Here is a 21,034-nt window from a genome sequence, read left to right as displayed (position 1 = left end):
ATATCAGGATGATTCATCTCGACCATGTTACGAAGAATTACGACGGAAGCGGCCAGCATGCGGTCGACAATCTCGATCTCCTGATCGAAACCGGCACGACGGTTGCCCTGATCGGTCCTTCGGGCTGCGGCAAGACCACGACCATGCGCATGATCAATCAATTGGAGACACCCACGGCGGGACGGGTGCTGGTCGATGGCAGAGATATCGCCCGGGTCGATCAGAGAGAGCTGCGCCGCAGCATCGGTTATGTCATCCAGCAGGTCGGTCTGTTTCCGCATATGTCGATCGCACGCAATGTCGCGACCGTGCCGCGGCTTCTCGGCTGGGAAAAGGCGCGCAGCGATCGCCGGGTCGATGAGCTCCTGGATCTGGTGGGACTTGATCCGGCCATCATGCGGCAGCGCCTGCCACACGAATTGTCGGGTGGGCAACGTCAGCGCGTCGGTTTCGCGCGCGCGCTCGCCGCCGACCCTGCAATCATGCTAATGGACGAACCGTTCGGCGCGATCGATCCGATCACCCGCGTTCGGCTTCAGGACGAATTCCGCGATATTCTCAGGAAGGTGAAGAAGACCGTCGTCATCGTCACGCACGACCTCGACGAGGCCATCAAGATGGGCGATCGCATCGCGATCATGCGGGATGGCCGCCTTCTTCAATATGATAGCCCGCAGGAAATTCTTGCGCGTCCCGTCAACGAATTCGTCGAGAACTTCCTCGGCCCCGACCGAGCCATAAAGAGGCTGAGTTTGATTGCTGTATCGACGATCATGACCGGGCCGGAACCGTCCAACGGCGATGCCGAGATCGCCGCTGGCGCCACGGTCCACGACGCCTTGGCGCTCATCCTCTCCGGCGAGATGCCGGGCCTCCATGTCAGGTCAGCCGATGGGACGCTTGCGGGATATCTGTCTCGTGACACTTTGTTGCGCGCCAATCGGCTATAGAAAATTCCGGCAAAAACCGCAGCGGTTGTGTTCGACGCCAATACGCCAATGCTGCCCACGCGTGCTGAAATGGATTGCCGATCGCCTGTCTGAGGCCGTAGATGGGTTTCACACAATGGGATCGTGTAGTGTCGGCCGGATTGACGTCAACTCCGCTCGTTCATTCTTGGCCGTTGTCCCACTGGCAGCGGCGCGTGCCGAAGCGGCCGGCCGGCTCCTACGCCTTCGCTTAAAGACGTCATTTGAAAACCGAAAACTGGCTGCTGCCGCATGAGCGGCCAGCTTCTTTTATGCTCTAAGCATCTTTCGGCAGCACTGAGCGAACCCTTGCAATGAAGACATGGAAGTCCTGCATGAACTTGCGAAGGAAGTCGGCGGTGGCCTCGTTCGTGACTTCGCCGTCATCGGTGATCAGCCCGGGTGTGAACTGGATGTAGGCTTCCGGGGCATTCATCTGGGGAGAATTGCAGAAACTGAGCACGCTGCGCAAATTCTGCTGGGCGACTGCGGTGCCGATCGCGCCCGGCGAGGTGCCGATGACCGCTGACGGCTTGCGCGTGAACGAGTTGGTGCCGTAGGGGCGGCTTGCCCAGTCGATGGCGTTTTTCAGCCCGCCGGGTATGGATCGGTTGTATTCGGGCGTGACGAACAACACGGCGTCGACGGCCGCGATTGCCGCCTTGAATGCTTTGCCGGCCGGAGGGTAGTCGGCGTCATAGTCGTAGCTATAGAGCGGCAGATCCTTGAAGGATATCTCTGACATTTCAAGTTCCGGCGGGGCGAGCCGCACCAGCGCCTTGGCAAGCTTGCGATTGATCGAGCCCTTGGCGAGGCTGCCGATGAGATAACCGACTTTATGCGTGGTCATGGCGTTCTCCAATATTGCGGATGATAAAGGACATCATACGCAGGAAGCATGGAAGGGGTCTCTTGTTCCTTGAGCGCAGGTATTACTCATCGACGAAAGTGACCGTCTCGGCGAGAGGCGCGCGGCCCGTCCGGGCAAAACTGACTGCGGGGTCCTCGTACCCGATCGACATGCCGCAGAAGAGGATGAGCCCGTCCGGCGGTGACAGGGCTTCCGCAACCGTCTCGCGAACCTGTGACCATGCCATTTGCGGGCAACTGTGCAGTCCTTCGGCGCGCAGCAGCAGCATGACGGTCTGCAGATACATGCCGACATCGGCCCATTGGGGCGGGCCCAGGTCACGGTCGATGTAGCAGAACAGGGCGGCGGGCGCGCCGAAGCAGTTCCAGTTGGCGATTGCCGCCCGCTGGCGCGCCTCCCAGTCCTCGCGGGTAATGCCGAGCGCGCTGTAGCGCTCCCTGCCGAAGGCGGATCGGCGCTCTCCGTAAGGGGACTTGAGCGCGGCGGGGTACATCTCGTACTGCCGCTTGTCCCAGGGGTCGCCGTGGGCCACGCGCTCGATGGCGGATGTCTTGAGCTCGGCCAGCGACGCGCCGGTCATCACGTAAGTGTTCCACGGCTGGATGTTCGATCCTGACGGCGACCAAGCCGCGGCGGACAGCACGCGCTCGAGTGTCTCCCGTGCCACGGGCTTGTCTTTGAACCCGCGCACCGACCGTCGGCTTGTGACTGCCTCATAGACGTCCATGATCGCCTTCTCCTGACCCTTCCGTTGCTGATGTGGTTCATTATCTCCATTCGCAATGGAGGCGTAACCACACCCTGGTCTAGGAGGCGTACATCAAACGTTCATCAGGGATTGAGCGGCAAGAGCAACATGGTCATTTCGTCAGCTGCCCGGCTCGGACGCGGTCTCCCGCGGAGTGACGGCGCGATCCGAAGATATCGGCGAGCGTATCGAGCATCGTCCTCGCGGTGTCGGATTGAAGGGAATAATAGATCGTCTGGGCAGCCCTTCGCGTCTGCACGAGTCCGTGTTCTCGAAGAATTGCCAGATGCTGGGAAGTCGAAGATTGGCTCAATCCCACTTCATCGGCCAGATCTGTCACCGACACCTCTCCCTCGGTCAACAGATGCAGAATGTGCAGTCGTTTGGCGTTCCCCATGGCCGACAAGAAGGTTGCTTCGATGTCGAAAGCGTTGGTTTCTGGGGAAGGCGTGGCTGACGATCGATTGTTCAGGCGCGATCTCCTTATGGAATCAAGCCGGACATGAGGTCATATCCTTGAGCTTTAATTTAGAGATAACGCATGGGTGCGAAGCCGAAACCCATTGCCGGCGCCGCGTCGTCTTTTTCAACGCGAATCGGATACGACGCGCATAAAATGGACAGGAAGCTCGCGTGCGTGGCCGGTATTCTTCGTTATTGGAAAGCGTCAGGCAAAAAGAGCGAATGCATGTCGCCCGGAAATGTGCAGCGGTTCCGGGACAACGACATGCATCAAAACAAAGGGCTCAAGCGCGCAGCATGAATCAATTTTGATGCGACGCGCTTTAACGCGAGCCGGCTTGCCGCATTTGCGCCGGCAGCGTTTCCCAGGCCCGGATCAGTTCACCGATCGAGGCGGCCTCCATCTTGTGCATGACATTGCTGCGATGCAGCTTGACCGTTACCTCGCTGATGCCGAGATCGAAGGCGATCTGCTTGTTGAGGCGTCCGCGCGCCACTTCGTGCAGAACTTCGCGCTCGCGCTGTGTCAGCGTCTCCAGGCGTTTGACATTGCGCTTGGCGATTGCGGCTTCGGCCCGTCGTTCGGCATCCATCGCAATGGCCGCAGTGACGGCGTCGAGCAGCGTTTGATCCCGCACCGGTTTGGTGAGAAAATCCACAGCACCCGCCTTCATTGCCTGGACGGTCATCGGAATGTCGCCGTGGCCGGTCAGAAAAATGATCGGCTTGGAAATGCCGTTTTCGGCCAGCTGGCTCTGCAGGTGAAGGCCGCTTGCCCCCGGCATGCGCACATCGAGGATCAGGCAGCCGGGGTTTTCCAATATGTCGGCGTCAAGCAATTCTCGAGTCGAGGCAAAACTGACCGGCTGAAAACCCGCCGACAAGATCAGCTCGGACAGGGCCTCACGTACCGATGCGTCGTCATCGACGATAATGACGAGCGGCTGGTCCTCTTGATATCTGCATTGCAATGATAACGGCGCCGATCTCCGCAGCAACGGCTGGTCAACTCTCATGTCACCCTCCATCTCTCGATTCACGTAAAGCATTGGCGATAGCCGTCAGCAGGGCCTGCGCATCGAAGGGCTTGCGGAAGAATCCACCGCCTCCCTGAGCGCGGCCTTGATCGGCGATCTCGTGGCGGCCCGTGATCAGGAACACCGGCAACTCGGGACGCGATTTTCTCACCAGGTCACGGAGCTCGAAGCCGTCGATGCCAGGCATTCCAATATCGGTGATGAGCAGGTCGAGGTCCGACAGCCCGCTGACGAGCAGCGAGCCCGCCGACGGGAAACCGCGGGCCACGTAACCGGCCGATTCCAGAAGGTCGCCCATCGATTCCAGCAGTCTTGGATCGTCATCGACAATTGCGACCACATGTCTTGTCTCGTTCATGTTCAATTCCCCCCCACCCGGCGCGAGTGGGTAATCGGTATTTCCAGTTTCTCCGCGATCCGCACGAGATCGGCGAGCGAGGCCGCCGCCATCTTCTGCATCACATTTCTCCGATGGATCTGCAGGGTGACTTCGCTGATCCCGAGTTCGGCTGCCGCCTGCTTGTTGAGAAGACCGCTGACCACGAGCGGCAGCACCTCCCGCTCGCGCGGCGTCAGGTCGAGATAGTGTCGTTTCAGCATGTCGAGCTCGGCGCGTCCCGATCGCTTTTCCCGATCCTCGGCGAGTGCCGCATGGGTTGCCTTTAAGAGGTCCGCGTCACTGAACGGTTTGGTCAGAAAATCCACTGCACCATGCTTGATCGCGCGCACGGAGGAGGGAATGTCGCCATGCCCGGTAATGAAGACGATCGGCGGATGGTCCCTGTCGGCGATCTGCCTCTGCAGATCGAGGCCGTTAATGTCGGGCAGCTCGATATCGAGGATGAGGCAGGCGGGCATATCGGGCTTGTCTGCTCTCACATAGTCGCCGGCCGATTCAAAGGCAACGGCGCGCATGCCGTGCGAATCCAGCAGCTCGCCGAGCGCTTCACGGATGCGTTCATCGTCATCGACGATGAAGACGATATGGTCATCGGCCGTCATGATGCCGCCTTCGTTTCTATCGGCAAGGTGAAGATCAACGTTGCTCCGTGCGGATTGTTCTTCTCTGCCCACAATCGTCCGCCATGCAGCTCGACGATTGAGCGGCAGATCGCCAGACCCATGCCCATGCCGTGTTCCTTGGTCGTGAAGAACGGCTCGAACATCTTCTCGGGAAACTCGATCCCCCGGCCGCGATCGCTGATTTCGGTCTGGATGGCATTGCCCACATGGTGCACGCGCATCTCGATCACCTTGTCGCCGGCAATGGCGTCCATCGCCTCGATGCCGTTGCGGATGAGATTGATCAGAACCTGCTGGATCTGGATGCGATCGACGGCGATGAGTGGAAGGTTGCCATCGACCGCGACCTCGATCCGGGCGCGCCGGCGCACCGCTTCGTCCGCCATCAGGTTGTGCGCCTCGCTGATGACTCCCGAAAGCGCCGTATGGACCCTCCTGTCTGCGGATTGCTTGAACAGGGCGCGGATACGGCTGACGACATCCGCCGCCGAGTTGGCATCGCGGATGATGCGCTCGACCGTCCTCTGCGCTCGCTCCATATTCGGAGGGTCGGCCATCAGCCAGCGCTGGCAGGCATGCGAGTTTGCGACGACGGCGGCGAGCGGCTGGTTCACCTCGTGGGCGATCGAGGCCGAAAGCTCGGCAAGGCTCGCCACCTGGCTCGCCCGCGCAAGGCCCTCTCGCGCCTGACGCAGATCTTCCTCCGCCCGAACTTCGCCGTCGATATCGAGGCAGATGACATTCCACTGGACGATGACGCCCTCGGCATTGCGCATCGGCGCAGCGCGTGTCTCGACCCAGCGATATTCGCCATCGAACCGCCGCAGACGATGCCGGCGCGCATAGGGCTCGCCGGTGCGCAATGAATGGGCATAATCCAATTTGACGCTCGCCACGTCGTCGGGATGAACGCCGGCGTCGAGCGTGCCGTCCAGCCGGGTCTTTCCCTTGCCGTCCAGTTCTTCCAGCTTATAACCGAGGAAGTCGCGCAGCTGGGGGTTGCGGTATACCGGTTCTCCGTCGGGAGCCGCGCAATCGATCATTGCCGGCAGGGTTTCGACGATCCGCCAGAGCGAGCGCTCTCTCTCGCGCAGCTCCTCCTCGATGCGCAATTGATCGTCGATGTCATGCGTCAGGCCGTACCATTGAATGATCCGCCCGTTCTCGTCCCTGAGCGGCTCGGCGCTGCCTCTGACCCAGCGATAGACACCATCGGCGCGCCGCAGGCGATATTGCTTGGAGAAGCGTTCGCCGGTGGCGAGGGAATGGTGGAGTGCTTCGGTAAGGCCGGCGGCATCGTCAGGATGGACGGCGGCCTCGATCAGGGCCGCAAGCCGACTCACACCGGGCGTTTCCATATCGATGATATCGAGACCGAGAAAATCGATCAGGCGCTGGTTGAAGAAGGTCGGTGTGCCGTCCGGATCAAGCCGCCAGAGCAGGCTCGGAACCATGTCCACCAGTTGCGAGAGCTCGCGTTCCCGCTCGCGCAACGCCTCCTGCGCGCGCATCTCATCGTCGATATCGACAGAGATGACGTACCATTGCGTGATCGTGCCGTTCTGGTCCCGCAGCGGCTCGGCGCGACCGTCGACCCAGCGATAGGCTCCGTCGAAGCGGCGCATGCGGTATTTGATCGAGAAGGGATCGCCGCTGACGAGGGAACGATGAACCGTCTGAAGCAGCCTCGGTGCATCATCGGGATGAACCAGGGTATGAATGACGGCCGAGAGACGGCTCACGCCCGGCTGATCCATGTCGCCGACGTCGAGGCCGAAGAAGTCGATCAGGCGCTTGTTGAAGAAGACAGGCTCGCCTGTCGGTGTCAGCCGTCTGATCTGGGCCGGGACCATGTCGACGAGTTGTGAGAGCTCACGTTCCCGTTCGCGCAACGCTTCCACGCTTTGGCGCAGCGAAAGCGCTGCCAGCTGATGTTGACGGGAAATGGCGGCGACAATGAGCGCCGAAAGCGCCGAGATGGCCAGAAAGAGCTGCAGCATGATCTGCTTGTGTTTCTGGGCCTCCGGATCGCCGGCGAATTGGCTGGCGCCCGTTATCGTGAAGATTGCCGTTATCAGCGCCAGCAGCACGAGTGACACCGCCGCGCCCTTGAACTCGAAGCGGACCGCGGCCCACAGAAGCGGCGGCATGATGATATAGGCGAAAGGCAGGTAGCCGCTCAGCGAAAGAGCGGCAATGGCTAGAAATATCAGGCCGAGAACGCAGGCTTCCATCCACTGTGTGGTCGAAAGCTGCGGTCTGCCCCGCCAGTTGTGGAGCACGACCAGCGCCAGCGGCGCCACGATGAGGACGCCGGTAGCATCGCCGATCCACCACAGAGGCCATGCCGTCACGAAGGATTGTGACAGGATGCTGAACCAGGCAAGCGTCGCACTTCCCAGAGTCGCGCTGACGATCGGGGCAACCCCGGCGCCCAGCGCGACGAAAGCAAGGACTTCCTGCAGGCTTTCCAGCCGCACCGGCCGTGTCAGGGCGCGGTTGACGAGCCAGGCTCCCACCAGCGCTTCCAGGGCGTTGCCGACATAAATCAGGAAGGCGGCGATGGGTGGGCTGTGAAACCAAAGGACATTGCTGAACATCTCTGCCAGGCAGCCACCCAGTACCCACCACGGCCAGCTGTAGCCGGAGCTGAGAATAAGCGTCGCGATGAAAAGTCCGCTCGCCGGCCAGATGGAAATGCCGGTTCCAGGCACGATCGCAAGAGACTGAGCAAAGCCGCAGGCAAGCACATAAGCCGCAACAAAGAAGCCCAGATGCAAAAGCTTCGGACGGTGCGACCAGACGCTCATCATCAACTGCTCCTGCCGGACGGAAATAACCGGGGGGTCGTCAGCATTTTCTGCGATGGTTTTTGATTTTGGGGCCGGCGAGCTCATGTTACGAACCGTAATCCTGCCTCACCACAACCGCAACTCATGGAAACCCATGCATTGCGCGGGGATGTAGCCGGATATTGGAGCGAAGAGGGATGCGGGGGACCGCTTTATCCGATGGCGCACCCTATACCGGAGGCTGGCTCCACTATGCTCAAGGGGTAGGACGCCGGACCTCAGGCACGATGGAAGGTCTCCAACTTTACGGTCATTGTCGGCCCAACCGCGGGCATTGGGCAGAGATGGAGAGGGTGCCGATATGAAGATCATGGTAGCGGGAGCAAGCGGCGTTGCCGGAACGCAACTCACGGCGAAGTTGCGCCGGGCGGGCCACGATGTCACCGCCGCATCCTTATCGCTTGGCGTCGATACGGTGACGGGCAGGGGCCTCGAAGCGGCGATAGCGGGAAACGAAATCGTCATCGATGTCACCAATGCCGCATCATTCGGCGACAGTTCGGCGTGATTTTTTCAGGACATCGACGAAGAACCTGCTCGCCGTTGCGGCCGGTGCCAACGTCAGGCATTATCTCGCGCTCTCCGTCGTCGGCACGCCTTACCTCGTCGAAAGCGATTATTTCCGCGCCAAAATGGTGCAGGAAAATCTCATCCGTGCGTCCGGCCGACCCTATACGATCCTCCGCTCGACGCAATTTTACGAACTCATCAGCGGATTGATCGACATCGGTGCCGATGGCGACGTCCTTCGGTTGCCACCGGCGGCGATGAGGCCGGTCGCGGCCGGTGACGTCGCCGCGTTTCTGATGGAGCTGGCAGCGGGAGCTCCCGTCGGCGATATTGTCGAGATCGGCGGCCCGGAACAGTTCGGCATCGACGAAATCGCGCGAATATATCTCGCCGCAAACGAAGACCAACGGCCGGTGACGACCGATCCAGCTGTTTCCTATTTCGACGTCGAATTGACCGGCGATGTACTGCTTCCCGGTGCTGGCGCACGCACGGCGAGCCAGACCTTCTCCGACTGGCTCTTCCAATCGATGGCCGCCTAACGGCCGGCTTGAAATTTGCAGCGCGAGGTAATACCCTTCGAAAGGAGAGTATTACAAAGGTGCCAGAATGGCCACGACCGTTACTGCGAAGGGGCAGGTAACCATTCCGAAGCCGGTCCGAGACATGCTCGGCATCGTTCCCGGTAGCAAGGTCGATTTTCATCGCGCTGCCGATGGCAGCGTGGTTCTCGTGCGCGCCGACAAGAAACGCCCGGCCAGCCGCTTCGAGAGGCTGCGCGGCCATGCCGGACAAGGCCTCGATACAGATGCCATCATGGCTTTGACGCGCGGCGAACCGTGACGCTTATAGATACCAATGTTCTTCTGGATCTCGTGACGGACGACCCGGAATGGGCAGACTGGTCGATTGCCCAGCTCGAGACGGCGAGCATAGAAGGCCCCTTGCTGGTCAACGACGTCATCTACGCCGAACTTGCGGTGCGATACGACAGGATCGAAGCTTTGGAAGCTTTTATCGAGGAAGCCGGCCTCGATATGGCGCCGATGCCGAAGGCCGCCCTGTTCCTTGCCGGTAAAGTCTTCACGCAATATCGCCAGGCAGGTGGATCACGCACCGGTGTGCTGCCCGATTTCTTCATCGGCGCTCATGCAGCCGTGCAGCAACTGCCGCTCTTGACGCGGGATGTCGGGCGCTACCGCACTTATTTCCCCTCGCTGATATTGATATCGCCCGATTTTTAAGCCGGCGCTTTGCGGCGTGCGGCACATTCAATAAATCTTCATGAAGCCCAGGGTTGAAAAGCTCCGGTCCAGCTCCAAATCCCGCCGGCGGTCGCCGAAACGGCAGGGGAGGGGCGCATGGGCAATAGGGACATCGAGCGGACCCGTGGGATCAGATCGGTCTTGGAACTCGTTGTTGTCCTCTTCTGCCTTTTATCCTGCCCGCAGGCGTTTGCCGCGCCCGCCGATATTGGCGGGCTGACGGTGACGCTGCCCGATGCCGCTTCCGGCTGGAGGAAGGCCGGCAAAGGCGATCTTTTCATGCTGCAGAAGGATTTTCCCGAAACCGGGGATGACAAGCGCGGCAGCGCTCTGATCCAGATAACCAAGCCGCTTGCGAGAGGGCGCAATTCCCTTTCGGCCGGAGTGAAGACCTTTGTCGCAACGCTGCCCGACATGGCCAAGGAAGATATCCTGATTAAATATTATGGCGTCACGATAAACGGCCACGATATCCGAGTGGAGGAACGCTGCTGCGTCCACCAGAAGAATGTCAGCATCAGCCAGATCGTCGTCGGCATCGCCAGTGGCGAGCGGCAGGCCTATCTGCAGCTCGTGCTCTTGAACCTTAAAGGCGACAGAAGCCAAAGCGCCAAGGCCGAGTTCGAGGCTCTCGTGCGTTCGGTGAAGCTTGACCCTTCGGACACGGATTTCGATCTCGCTCCCGCGAGCGACGACGGCGGGCTCGATGGCGTTTTCACTCATCTCGATACCGGTGTCCGCCCGAATCTCTTCGGCGGCGTGGATTTCTATTCCGATAGCGAGATCACCATGTTCGATCCGAAGGGCCTGTTCAGCACGGAGCTGCCGAAGGGCGGCCGCAGCATGACCGAGCACTGCACGGAAAACCCCTCCGACTGCGGCCTTTATAAACTCATCGGCGGTGGTTTCTTCTCCTCCGGCGGATCGATCGAAACGCGCAGCGTCACCTCTGCCTACGGCACGATCGAGATCGAGACGAAGCCGTTTTCCAAAAAAGGCGACGACCTGGTGATCGACGAAGAAGAGTATCGTGCGGTGCCGCCGTTCGAGGATGGCGCCAAGCTCGACGGCGAATGGGTCTACAACTTCGCTTCGAGCGGCATGACTGCGACCTCGTCGGGATCGGTTGCCTCCAGCAATACGCTGACGCTGCATAAAAACGGCACCTTCGAACGCAGCCGCTGGTCCGGCGTCTCAATGACGAACGAAATCGGCGAGTCGCGGACGGGTGTGACCGCGTCAGGCGATCGGCCCGGCTCCAGCGGACGCTATAGGCTTTCCGGCTATCGCCTCGATCTGACTGACGCGAGCGGTAAGACGGAGAGCCTGAGCATTTTCGGGCCGGACAAGGGTTCGGATGGGCTTCTGGTGATCAACGGCAACAACTATCTGAAGGATGACGGGCAATAGTCGGCTCGGGCCTTTCCATTCCGCCCGCGGCCTCGCAAAAATTTCATGAATTTCATGTGCATAACCGATGGCCTAGGCCTTGCTCTTCAGCCCCCGCGCGGATGCGAATCACCCGCCGATCCGTTCGCGAATTTGCCAGATTCCGGAACCTGTTTGGTGTGCGTCGCGGCGTGGTTTGGTTAAGCATTTGTAATTCGGTCACGAATCGCGGCATATAGTAACTGCGCAACTGAAGCGCTTTCGTTCAAAATTGCGCAGTTACCTGGGAAAACGATCATGCAGCCGAGTCTTGCTCTTCAAGACGATCAAGAGCATCTCCCGTCGCTTCTGGCAACAGATGCGAAGGAGTTGTCCTATCAACTTCAGCAGCATCAGGCGAAAATCTTTCCGCCGCTTTCCCAGAAGACGATCAGGACCTTCTCGCCTGCGGAAGCCGCAGCCTTCATCGGCATCGGTGAAGGTTATCTCAGGCAGGTCGCTGCGGATGGCCACGGGCCCGATCCGCTTGCAAACGGACGTCGGCTTTACAGCGCAATCGACATGGACCGGATCCGCCGAGTTCTCGACGAGCGAAACGGAACGCCGAAATATGTGCCGGTCCGCAGGCCCGGAGAAAAGCTCCAGATCGTCTCCGTCATGAATTTCAAGGGCGGCTCGGGCAAGACCACCACGGCGGCACATCTGGCGCAGTTCATGGCTCTCCGCGGCTATCGCGTGCTTGCCGTCGATCTCGATCCGCAGGCGTCCTTATCTGCCCTTTTCGGTCATCAGCCGGAGTTCGACGTCGGCGAAGGCGAGACGATTTACGGGGCGATCCGATACGAGGCACCACGCCCGATCGCGGATATCGTGCGCGCCACATACACGCCCAATCTGCATCTCATTCCGGGAAATCTCGAATTGATGGAATTCGAGCACGAGACGCCGAAGGCGATGGCGTCGGGGACGGCGGAGACGATGTTCTTTGCCCGTATCGGCGAGGTGTTGACGGAGATAGAAAGCCTTTATGATGTCGTCGTCATCGACTGCCCGCCGCAGCTGGGATTCCTGACGATGTCGGCGCTCTGCGCCGCAACTTCCGTTTTGATCACGGTCCACCCGCAGATGCTCGACGTCATGTCGATGTCGCAGTTCCTGACGATGACGAGCGAGCTGATGTCGGTCGTCGAGAAGGCCGGCGGGCGCACCAGCTACGACTGGATGCGCTATCTCGTGACGCGGTTCGAGCCGAATGACGGACCGCAGAGCCAGATGACCGGCTTCATGCGGGCGATCTTCGGCAATCGCATGCTCCATAACGCCATGGTGAAATCGACGGCCGTCGCCGATGCCGGCGTCACCAAGCAGACCCTCTATGAGGTCGAGCGGTCGCAATTCACGCGCGGAACCTATGACCGGGCGCTGGAGTCGCTGAATCTCGTGAATGGTGAGATCGAAGCGCATATTCGCTCCACCTGGGGAAGGAGATAGAAATGGCGCGCAAGAATCTCATCGAAATCTCCGCTCCGAGCCCGGCAAGGGTGGAATCGATCGCGCCGCGCGACAAACGTCCGATCGCCGGCTTCGTGCCGCAGGAGCGTGTCGGGGGGCCGGTCGGCGGCATTACCAAGACGCTCGGCAACATCACCGAGAAAATGGAACGGGCGAGCGAGCTGGAACGGCAGCTTGCGGCGGGCCAGATGATCGTCGAGCTTGATCCCGGCCTGATCGACGCCTCCTTCGTCAGCGACCGCCTGGCGATCGACGCAGCTGAACTGGCCGAGCTTGTCGAGCAGATCCGCGAACATGGGCAACAGGTTCCGATCCTGGTGCGTCCGCATCCCGAGACAAAGGGGCGCTATCAGGTTGCCTACGGCCATCGCCGTCTGGCAGCCACCCGAGAGATCGGCATCCGCGTGCGCGCTGTCGTTCGCGATCTCACCGACGGCCAGCTGGTTGTAAGCCAGGGACAGGAAAACAGCGCCCGGACCAACCTTTCCTATATCGAGCGCGCGCTCTTCGCGTGGCGGCTCGAGGAACGCGGCTTCGGGCGCGACACCATCATGGCCGCTCTCAGCGTGGATAAGGCGGCGCTGTCGAGAATGCTGATTGTCTTGCGGCAGGTGCCCTTGGAGCTGATCAACGCCATTGGCGCTGCACCCGATATCGGTCGCCGGCGGTGGCGGGAGTTCGGAGAGCGGCTCGAGGGCGCCGATATCAGCGGGATCATCGCTGAGTTGTCCGCGGACGACGCGCGCAAGATTTCAAGCGACGAGCGGTTTCACCAGGCATTCGCTTTGGCGACGAAGAAGACGCCGGCGCCAAAGCCGGCGTCGGTCAAATCCGAAGTCAGCGGCGTGCCTGTGATGATCAAGAAGACAGCATCCGGCGCTACTTTCGTCTTCGACGGCAAGACGGCGCCCGGTTTCGATCAATTCGTCCAGGAAAGGCTGCAAGGCCTGTTCCAGGAGTTCAAAAAGCACAGAGGAGCGTAGCGCGCAAAAGAAAAAGGCCCCCAACGACGCCGTCGTGGAAGCCCTTCTCAGATCTTAAGCACATCGAGAATCGCATTTCCACGAATCACAGTCAAGCGTCTTAGGCACCAAATTGGTGGATGGTTTTCTTTTGCCTGAACGAAGGTGAAGGCAAATGGAGAGTGGATATGTGACGACGCCCTTTGGGCGGCGGCCGATGTCGCTTGGCATGCTGGCAAGCCAGCAGCTGGCCGAGACCATCGAGCCGGGGATGAAGCGCAGCAAGTGGAAGCTGTTCCGGGCGATCTGCGAGGCGCGCCCGGCGCTCGGCGTAACCGATCGGGCGCTGACGGTGCTCGATGCGCTGCTGACCTTCTATCCCGACGATGAAATCTCCGAGGAGAAAGGTCTGATCGTCTTTCCCTCGAATGCACAGCTTTCGCTGCGCGCCCGCGGCATGACGCCGGCGACGCTGCGACGTCACCTTGCCGTCCTGGTCGAGGCCGGCCTGATCCTGCGCAAGGACAGCCCGAATGGAAAGCGCTACGCCCGCCGCGACAGGGCAGGGGCGATCGGCGAGGCCTTCGGTTTCAGCGTTGCGCCGCTTCTGGCCCGCGCAGTCGAAATTGAAAACCTCGCGGCGCAGGCGATCGCCGAGCGGGAGCTGCTCCGGGCGACAAAAGAACGCCTGACGGTCTGCCGGCGCGATATCTCCAAGCTGGTGTCGGCGGCTATCGACGAAGCGGTTCCCGGCGACTGGGAGCAGATGACGATGATGTTTCGCGATCTTGTCGCCAGGATTCCGCGGGTAGGAGGCGTCGAAGAACTGGCTACGTTGCTCGACGAGATGGAGCTGCTGCGCGACGAAGCCGTCAACCTGCTGGAAAGGCACATTAAAAGAGAAAAAATAGACGCCAATGAGTCTCAAATTGAGCGTCACAAACAGAATTCAAACCCCGACTCCACTTATGAACTTGAACCAAGCTTCGACACGAAGCAGGGCGAAAAGGCAGGGACAACCAATGACGGGATGGCCGAGCCGTCAGATGAGCAAAGGCTGAAACCGCCGAGGCCTTACGCCCGACCGGGTGGCAAAATGCCTAGTGCGGCCAATCCTATCGCCGGCCACAGCCTGAAATCCTTCCCGCTCGGCCTTGTCCTGCAGGCCTGCCCCGCCATTCTGGACTACGGTCCCGGCGGAACGATCGGCAATTGGCGCGACCTGATGTCGGCCGCCGTCGTCGTGCGCTCGATGCTCGGCGTCAGCCCCTCGGCTTATGAGGATGCCTGCGCCGGCATGGGGCCGGAAAACGCCGCCACCGTGATCGCCTGCATCCTGGAACGAGGAGGCCATATCAACTCGCCCGGCGGTTATCTCCGCGATCTCACCCGCAGGACCGAGAGAGGCGAATTTGCGATCGGTCCGATGCTGATGGCGCTCGTCAGGGCCAATGGTGGAACGAAACGCCATGCCGGTTAGTGGACTTCGGCCGCAACGCAGTTGGGTGTTGCGATCGGGAAATCCTACTCCGATCGCCAGCTGGTTCGCAGATCTGGTGCGAGAGGTGCCGCGGGCGTTGCCATCTCCCGCTGAAGCAGAGTTCTGCACCTGTCAGCGCGGGGCCGCAGTGCTTTCTCGCAGGATCAGCTCGACCGGCCATAATTCGTGGATCTCCTCGGCAGCGCGCCCCGCAATAAGCTGCAGCGTCAGCTCGGCGCAACGTGTGCCCGCAGCACGCATGGAAGATCGTGTTGTCGAGAGTGACGGCACCATATTTTCGGCCGTCAGATAAGGGAAGACGTCGTCATGGGCGATCACGGAGACGTCCCGCCCGACCGTCATTCCAAGCGAGCGGACGGCGCGGTAAACGCCAAGCGCCGTCATCGTAGAGCCGGCAACGATGGCGGTCGGCGCATTGGCGCTCTCCAGGAAAGAGCGGGCATGACGAAAACCGCTCTCGTCGGAGAATTTATCGCAGACCATCATGTTGGGATCGGCGATGAGCCCGCGCTCTTGATGGGCGGTCCGAAAACCCTGTTCGCGATGGATCGAATAGGTTTTGCCCCTGAGGCCATTGATCATGGCGATGCGGCGGTGCCCGAGGTCGAACAGGTGATCGGTGGACCTCCGCACCGCGCTTTCATTATCGATATCGAGCCAGGCGTGAACCTGTTCCGTCTCGGAGCGGCCGTGAACCAGGAAAGGCAGGCCTAGACTGTTCAGTAGCTCGATCCGCGGGTCTTTCGGACGAGGCGAATGAATGATGATCGCGTCCACGCGGCGGCTTTCGACCAGACGTCGGTAGGCCTGCATCTCGTCGTCGTCGTTATGCGCGGTAATAGGCGTGATCAGAATATCCGTATCGGCGGTTTCCAGGCGCTGCGCCATGCCCGACATGAATTCAGCGAAATGGATTTCTCCCGAGCGCGCCATCATGACGCCGATCGCTCCGGCTCTCCCGGTCTTTAGCCGCACGGCATTGATATCGGGGCGATAGCCAAGCCGCATTGCTTCGCTCGCAACCCGGGCACGCGTGGCTTCGCTCACCTCCGGGTAGCCGCTGAGCGCACGGCTGACCGTCGTCGGAGAAAGTCCAAGCTGCTTTGCAAATTCACGAAGTTTCATCGGTGTCTTCTTTGTCCCGGCAATCAATGGACGATGCGCTGGCGATACGCAACGGGCAAGCGCCTAATTCGGCGGCAATTGAAATCGATTTCAATACTGATGTCTCAACATGTCGCCCGTAGACGTCAGAACTTGCCTTTTAAGCTGTATATAGCGCCAGAATTGCCATTTGTAACAACTGAAAAGTGCTCTATTTGCGGCTTGACGCCGTGGTGGCCTTCTGCAATGTTCTGTTGGCCAAATCGATTTCAATTTCTGGGAGGAGATTATGAAAAAGTTTGCATTAGGCTTGTCGGCGCTCGGCGTCGCTATCGCGGCCGCCGGCCCGATCCGGGCCGCCGAAATTTCAGTTGCCGCTAACACCACGGGAAAAAGCATAGAATTCCTGAATAAGCAGCTCGCAATTTTCGAGAAGGAGACCGGCAATCAGGTGAAGATCGTCACCATGCCGTCATCGAGCAGCGAGCAGTTCTCCCAATATCGCTTGTGGCTTGCCGCTGGAAACAAGGACATCGATGTCTATCAGACCGACGTCATCTGGGCGCCGCAGCTTGCCGATCAATTCATCGATCTCAAGGATGCCACCAAGGACGTGGTCGACCAGTTTTTCCCGTCGATCGTCGCCTCGCAGACAGTCAACGACCGGCTTGTGGCGCTGCCGTTGTTTACCGATGCTCCGGCGCTGTTTTACCGAAAGGACCTGCTCGAGAAATACGGCAAGCAGCCGCCGAAGACCTGGGACGAGATGGCCGCAACCGCCAAAGAGGTTCAGGACAAGGAACGCCAGGCCGGACAGAAGGATCTCTGGGGCTACGTCTTCCAGGGCAATTCCTATGAAGGGCTGACCTGCAACGCGCTGGAATGGGTAAAGTCGTCGGGTGGCGGCCAGATCGTCGAGCCGGACGGGACGATCTCGATCAACAACGACAAGGCGGCAGCAGCGCTTGACCGCGCCAAGAGCTGGATCGGCACGATCTCGCCGCCCGGCGTGCTCGCCTATCAGGAAGAAGAATCGCGCGGCGTCTGGCAGACCGGCAACGCCGTCTTCATGCGCAACTGGCCCTATGCCTATTCCCTCGGCAATGGTGCCGACAGCGCCGTGAAGGGCAAATTCGACGTGATGACGCTGCCGGTAGCGACCGCCGGCGACAAGCCGTCCTCGACGCTCGGCGGCTGGAACCTGGCGGTTTCGAAATATTCCGAAAAGCAGGAAGCGGCCATCGCGCTCGTAAAATTCCTGGCATCGAAAGAGGTTCAGAAGGCGCGTGCCGTCGAGCTGTCCAATCTGCCGACATTGACCGACCTTTATGACGACAAGGATGTTGCCGTCGCGCAGCCCTTCATGCCGAACTGGAAGCCGATATTCCAGAACGCTGTGCCGCGTCCTTCGGCGACGGCCAAGGTGAAGTACAACGAGGTGTCTTCGAAGTTCTGGACGGCGGTGCACAACACGCTGTCCGGCAGCGGCTCGGCTGCCGAGAACCTCGAACTTCTCGAAGCCGACCTGACGACCCTCAAGGGCGACGCCTGGTGAGGTTTCCGACCGGCGGCCTCAGGCCGCCGGTCCAGACTTCGGACGAGCGAACGGGGATAGGCGTTTCATGACCGAAATCGTAGTTCCGCAAGCAGTTGAACCGAGGGTTTCCATTCTGAGAGCCTCTACGGAGCTGCGATCCGAGCGCATTCGATCGGCCTGGGTGTTTCTGGCGCCGACGCTGCTGATCCTGGCAATCGTCGCCGGATGGCCGCTGTTCAGAACGATCTATTTCAGCTTTACGAATGCGTCGCTCAACGATCTTGGTAACGCGCGGTTCGTCGGCTTTGACAATTATCTGTCGTGGGTGACGCTGAAGAGCGGAAGGACCGTCTTTCGCGGGCTGCTTGCCGATCCGGTCTGGTGGAAGGCGGTCTGGAACACCGCCAAGTTCACCTTACTTTCGGTGGTGCTCGAGACCGTGCTCGGGCTGATCGTCGCGCTGGTGTTGAACGCACGGTTCGTCGGGCGCGGCATTGTAAGAGCCGCAATCCTCATTCCCTGGGCGATCCCAACGATCGTCTCGGCCAAGATGTGGGCCTGGATGCTCAACGACCAGTTCGGTATCCTGAACGAGATCCTGCTCGGCTTCGGCCTTATCACTGAGAAGATTGCCTGGACCGCCAATCCTGAGACAGCGATGGTCGCGGTGCTGATCGTCGACGTCTGGAAGACGACGCCCTTCATGGCGCTGCTGATCCTTGCCGGACTGCAGATGGTTCCCGGCGACATCTATGAAGCTGCCAAGATCGATGGCGTCAATCCGGTCAAGGTGTTCTGGCGTCTGACGCTGCCGCTGATCCGGCCGGCCATCATGGTTGCCGTGATCTTCCGGATGCTGGATGCGATGCGCATCTTCGATTTGATCTATGTCCTGACGCCGAACAATGCACAGACGAAGACCATGTCGGTGATGGCACGCGAGAACCTGTTCGACTTCGACAAGTTCGCCTATGGCGCCACTGCGTCAACGGTGCTCTTCCTGATCATTGCCTCCGTTACCGTCTTCTATATCTGGCTCGGCCGCGTCAGGCTCGGCGGGGAGGAACGCTGATGCTGCTGTCGATCGCCAGAAATACACTCTTCTACCTGCTCGTCACGCTCATCGTCATCATCGCGGTCTTTCCGTTCTACTATGCCATCCTCACGAGCCTGAAGACCGGCACGGCCCTCTTCAAAGTCGATTATTGGCCGACCTCGATCTCGTTCGGCAACTATACGTCCGTGATGGGCCAGGGCGGGTTCGTCCGCAGTCTTGCAAATTCCGCGATGATCGCCTGCGTTGTGGTTTCAGCGTCGCTCCTGCTTTCGATCACCGCTTCCTTCGCCTTGGCACGGGTGCATTTCCGCGGACGGGCGCTGTTGATGCTGACGATCCTTTCGGTGTCGATGTTTCCGCAGATTGCCGTCCTTGCGGGCCTCTTCGAACTCATTCGCTGGATCGGCATCTTCAACACGCCCTTCGCGCTGATCTTTTCCTACATGATCTTTACGCTGCCCTTCACCGTCTGGGTGCTGACGACCTTCATGCGCGAATTGCCGATCGAGATCGAGGAGGCGGCGATCGTCGATGGCGCTTCGCCATGGGTCATTGTTACCCAGGTGTTCATGCCCTTGATGTGGCCGGCGCTGGTGACAACAGGGCTGCTCGCCTTCATCACCGCGTGGAACGAGTTCCTTTTTGCGCTGACCTTCACGTCGTCGGATACACAGCGTACCGTTCCGGTCGCCATCGCCCTGCTTTCGGGCAACAGCGAATTCGAAATCCCCTGGGGCAACATCATGGCGGCCTCGGTGATCGTCACCGTGCCGGTCGTGGTGCTCGTTTTGATATTCCAGCGCCGGATCATTTCGGGGCTGACCGCCGGCGGCGTCAAGGGTTGAGGGAGTAGGACATGGCAGAGATACGACTGGAGAACATCCGCAAGAGCTTCGGCGCTTTCGAGGTGATCAAGGGCGTGACGATGGACATCCGCCGTGGCGAGTTCATGGTCTTCGTGGGGCCGTCGGGATGTGGCAAATCCACGCTGCTCAGGCTTATCTCCGGCCTTGAGGACATTACGTCGGGGACCCTCTCCTTCGACAGCAAGATGGTGAACCAGCACGCGCCCTCGAAGAGAGGGATCGCCATGGTGTTCCAGTCCTACGCGCTCTATCCGCATATGACGGTTTTCGACAATATGGCTTTCGGCATGAAACTGTCAGGACGTACCAAGGACGAGTGCCGCCAGCGCGTCGAACAGGCGGCCGGCATGCTGCAGCTCTCATCGTACCTCGAGCGCTTGCCGCGGCAGCTTTCCGGCGGACAGCGTCAGCGCGTTGCAATCGGCCGGGCGATCGTCCGCGATCCCAAGGTCTTTCTCTTCGATGAGCCGCTGTCCAATCTCGATGCGGCGCTTCGCGTCGCGACGAGGCTCGAAATCGCGAAGCTTCATCGCAGCATGCACAACACGACGATGATCTATGTGACGCATGATCAGGTCGAGGCCATGACGCTCGCCGATCGGATCTGCGTGTTGCGGGACGGCGTCGTAGAGCAGATCGGCACGCCGCTGGAGCTTTATGAAAGCCCCAATTCGCTCTTCGTGGCCGGCTTCATCGGCTCGCCGAAAATGAATTTCCTGTCGGGTGAACTGGCAGAGCCCTATGGCAGCCATACGATCGGCGTGCGCGCGGAGCATGTTCGCATCGCGCCCGAGTCGCCGGTTTGGAGCGGCACGGTCATCCATTCGGAAATCCTCGGCTCCGATAGCTTCGTCTATGTGGATATCGGGGCAGACGAGCCGCTCATAGTGCGCGAGGCCGGTGTCTCCCGTCACGAGCCGGGCCAGGTGCTTGGCCTTGCCCCGCTTGCCGGCCACATCCACCGTTTCGATCGTTCGGGCCGGGCGCTCGAGCGTCAATCCATGCAGGCTGCCTGAGCTTCCCAGGATCGATGTTCCTCCCAAGACTCGATCCGTTTTAACGACAAGGAGAAAACGACGTGACCATACGCACCGTTGTGTGGGGTGAAAACATCCACGAGAATACCAATGAGATCGTCCGCGGCATCTATCCCGAGGGCATGCATACGACGATCGCGAATGCGCTGAATGCCGATCCCGCCATCTCGGCGACGACTGCGACGCTGCAGGAGCCGGAACATGGCCTCAGCGAAGCCCGGCTTGCCGAAACCGATGTGCTGACCTGGTGGGGCCACAAGGATCATGGGGCGGTCTCCGACGTCGTCGTCGAGCGTGTCGCCAGGCGCGTCTGGGAGGGCATGGGCCTGCTGG

General features: G+C 60.2%; 20 protein-coding genes and 2 pseudogenes. 14 read left to right on the top strand and 8 right to left on the bottom strand.

Annotated features, from left to right (window positions below):
* The first annotated feature begins 8 nt into the window (after positions 1 to 8).
* Positions 9 to 950 (top strand): ABC transporter ATP-binding protein, encoded by a 942-nt coding sequence (locus tag K6M89_RS00110; RefSeq protein WP_222137968.1) that lies wholly within the window; start codon positions 9 to 11, stop codon positions 948 to 950.
* A gap of 295 nt (positions 951 to 1,245) precedes the next feature.
* Here the strand turns inward: K6M89_RS00110 and K6M89_RS00105 are convergent, their stop codons facing one another.
* The 3 genes from K6M89_RS00105 to K6M89_RS00095 form a co-directional block, all read right to left on the bottom strand.
* The gene (locus K6M89_RS00105; RefSeq protein ID WP_096769936.1) at positions 1,246 to 1,818 is read right to left on the bottom strand and encodes an NADPH-dependent FMN reductase; all 573 of its coding nucleotides are present in this window, start codon (positions 1,816 to 1,818) and stop codon (positions 1,246 to 1,248) included.
* An 82-nt stretch (positions 1,819 to 1,900) separates the two neighbouring features.
* Complete coding sequence (locus K6M89_RS00100; protein WP_097580913.1) at positions 1,901 to 2,566, bottom strand: nitroreductase; 666 nt, start codon at positions 2,564 to 2,566, stop codon at positions 1,901 to 1,903.
* A gap of 133 nt (positions 2,567 to 2,699) precedes the next feature.
* Entirely contained in the window at positions 2,700 to 3,059 is a 360-nt protein-coding gene (locus K6M89_RS00095) for an ArsR/SmtB family transcription factor (RefSeq protein ID WP_222138351.1), read from the bottom strand.
* A gap of 69 nt (positions 3,060 to 3,128) precedes the next feature.
* Between K6M89_RS00095 and K6M89_RS00090 the strand changes: the two genes are divergently transcribed.
* On the top strand, positions 3,129 to 3,350 hold the full coding sequence (locus K6M89_RS00090; RefSeq protein ID WP_222137967.1) for a hypothetical protein: 222 nt from the start codon (positions 3,129 to 3,131) through the stop codon (positions 3,348 to 3,350).
* A gap of 22 nt (positions 3,351 to 3,372) precedes the next feature.
* On the opposite strand, the gene K6M89_RS00085 is transcribed toward K6M89_RS00090, so the two are convergent.
* The 4 genes from K6M89_RS00085 to K6M89_RS00070 are packed head-to-tail and all read right to left on the bottom strand — an operon-like array spanning position 3,373 to position 7,922.
* Positions 3,373 to 4,065, bottom strand: coding sequence for a response regulator transcription factor (locus K6M89_RS00085; protein ID WP_097580911.1), 693 nt, complete (start codon positions 4,063 to 4,065; stop codon positions 3,373 to 3,375).
* Between the two features lies 1 nt (position 4,066).
* Positions 4,067 to 4,444, bottom strand: a complete 378-nt coding sequence (locus tag K6M89_RS00080) for a response regulator transcription factor (protein ID WP_097580910.1) — start codon at positions 4,442 to 4,444, stop codon at positions 4,067 to 4,069.
* A 2-nt stretch (positions 4,445 to 4,446) separates the two neighbouring features.
* Positions 4,447 to 5,088 (bottom strand): response regulator transcription factor, encoded by a 642-nt coding sequence (locus K6M89_RS00075; RefSeq protein ID WP_222137966.1) that lies wholly within the window; start codon positions 5,086 to 5,088, stop codon positions 4,447 to 4,449.
* The gene (locus K6M89_RS00070; RefSeq protein WP_222137965.1) at positions 5,085 to 7,922 is read right to left on the bottom strand and encodes an MASE1 domain-containing protein; all 2,838 of its coding nucleotides are present in this window, start codon (positions 7,920 to 7,922) and stop codon (positions 5,085 to 5,087) included. Before K6M89_RS00070 ends, K6M89_RS00075 begins: the two co-directional genes overlap by 4 nt.
* Positions 7,923 to 8,262: 340 nt before the next feature.
* Between K6M89_RS00070 and K6M89_RS00065 the strand changes: the two are divergent.
* The 7 genes and pseudogenes from K6M89_RS00065 to repC all read left to right on the top strand — a co-directional run bounded on the left by K6M89_RS00065 (position 8,263) and on the right by repC (position 15,079).
* Positions 8,263 to 9,013, top strand: a pseudogene (locus K6M89_RS00065) (SDR family oxidoreductase).
* A gap of 67 nt (positions 9,014 to 9,080) precedes the next feature.
* Positions 9,081 to 9,314, top strand: coding sequence for an AbrB/MazE/SpoVT family DNA-binding domain-containing protein (locus K6M89_RS00060; protein ID WP_097580907.1), 234 nt, complete (start codon positions 9,081 to 9,083; stop codon positions 9,312 to 9,314).
* Positions 9,311 to 9,715 carry a type II toxin-antitoxin system VapC family toxin gene (locus tag K6M89_RS00055; RefSeq protein ID WP_222137964.1) on the top strand — a complete coding sequence of 135 codons (405 nt, stop codon included), beginning with the start codon at positions 9,311 to 9,313 and terminating at the stop codon, positions 9,713 to 9,715. Before K6M89_RS00060 ends, K6M89_RS00055 begins: the two co-directional genes overlap by 4 nt.
* 117 nt (positions 9,716 to 9,832) lie before the next feature.
* On the top strand, positions 9,833 to 11,146 hold the full coding sequence (locus K6M89_RS00050) for a hypothetical protein (protein ID WP_222137963.1): 1,314 nt from the start codon (positions 9,833 to 9,835) through the stop codon (positions 11,144 to 11,146).
* Between the two features lie 276 nt (positions 11,147 to 11,422).
* Positions 11,423 to 12,616: a plasmid partitioning protein RepA gene (gene repA, locus K6M89_RS00045; RefSeq protein WP_097580904.1), complete on the top strand. Its 1,194-nt coding sequence runs from the start codon at positions 11,423 to 11,425 to the stop codon at positions 12,614 to 12,616.
* A gap of 2 nt (positions 12,617 to 12,618) precedes the next feature.
* Complete coding sequence (repB, locus tag K6M89_RS00040; protein WP_222137962.1) at positions 12,619 to 13,620, top strand: plasmid partitioning protein RepB; 1,002 nt, start codon at positions 12,619 to 12,621, stop codon at positions 13,618 to 13,620.
* Positions 13,621 to 13,774: 154 nt separating this feature from the next.
* A complete protein-coding gene (repC, locus tag K6M89_RS00035) occupies positions 13,775 to 15,079 on the top strand; it encodes a plasmid replication protein RepC (protein WP_222137961.1) in 1,305 nt (434 codons plus the stop codon).
* A 132-nt stretch (positions 15,080 to 15,211) separates the two neighbouring features.
* Here repC and K6M89_RS00030 read toward each other — a convergent pair whose 3' ends face one another.
* Positions 15,212 to 16,225 (bottom strand): substrate-binding domain-containing protein, encoded by a 1,014-nt coding sequence (locus K6M89_RS00030; RefSeq protein ID WP_097580901.1) that lies wholly within the window; start codon positions 16,223 to 16,225, stop codon positions 15,212 to 15,214.
* A 268-nt stretch (positions 16,226 to 16,493) separates the two neighbouring features.
* On the opposite strand from K6M89_RS00030, the gene K6M89_RS00025 reads away from it, so the two are divergent.
* The 5 genes and pseudogenes from K6M89_RS00025 to K6M89_RS00005 form a co-directional block, all read left to right on the top strand.
* Positions 16,494 to 17,759 carry an ABC transporter substrate-binding protein gene (locus K6M89_RS00025; protein ID WP_222137960.1) on the top strand — a complete coding sequence of 422 codons (1,266 nt, stop codon included), beginning with the start codon at positions 16,494 to 16,496 and terminating at the stop codon, positions 17,757 to 17,759.
* Positions 17,760 to 17,826: 67 nt separating this feature from the next.
* Complete coding sequence (locus tag K6M89_RS00020; protein ID WP_222137959.1) at positions 17,827 to 18,813, top strand: carbohydrate ABC transporter permease; 987 nt, start codon at positions 17,827 to 17,829, stop codon at positions 18,811 to 18,813.
* Positions 18,813 to 19,643, top strand: a complete 831-nt coding sequence (locus tag K6M89_RS00015; protein WP_097580898.1) for a carbohydrate ABC transporter permease — start codon at positions 18,813 to 18,815, stop codon at positions 19,641 to 19,643. Before K6M89_RS00020 ends, K6M89_RS00015 begins: the two co-directional genes overlap by 1 nt.
* A gap of 11 nt (positions 19,644 to 19,654) precedes the next feature.
* Complete coding sequence (locus K6M89_RS00010) at positions 19,655 to 20,680, top strand: ABC transporter ATP-binding protein (RefSeq protein WP_222137958.1); 1,026 nt, start codon at positions 19,655 to 19,657, stop codon at positions 20,678 to 20,680.
* 62 nt (positions 20,681 to 20,742) lie between these two features.
* Positions 20,743 to 21,034, top strand: a pseudogene (locus K6M89_RS00005) (ThuA domain-containing protein); the annotation flags it as partial.

The sequence above is a fragment of the Rhizobium croatiense genome (assembly GCF_019793465.1).
Taxonomy (GTDB): domain Bacteria; phylum Pseudomonadota; class Alphaproteobacteria; order Rhizobiales; family Rhizobiaceae; genus Rhizobium; species Rhizobium croatiense.
This window is presented reverse-complemented; position numbering and strand designations above follow the sequence as displayed.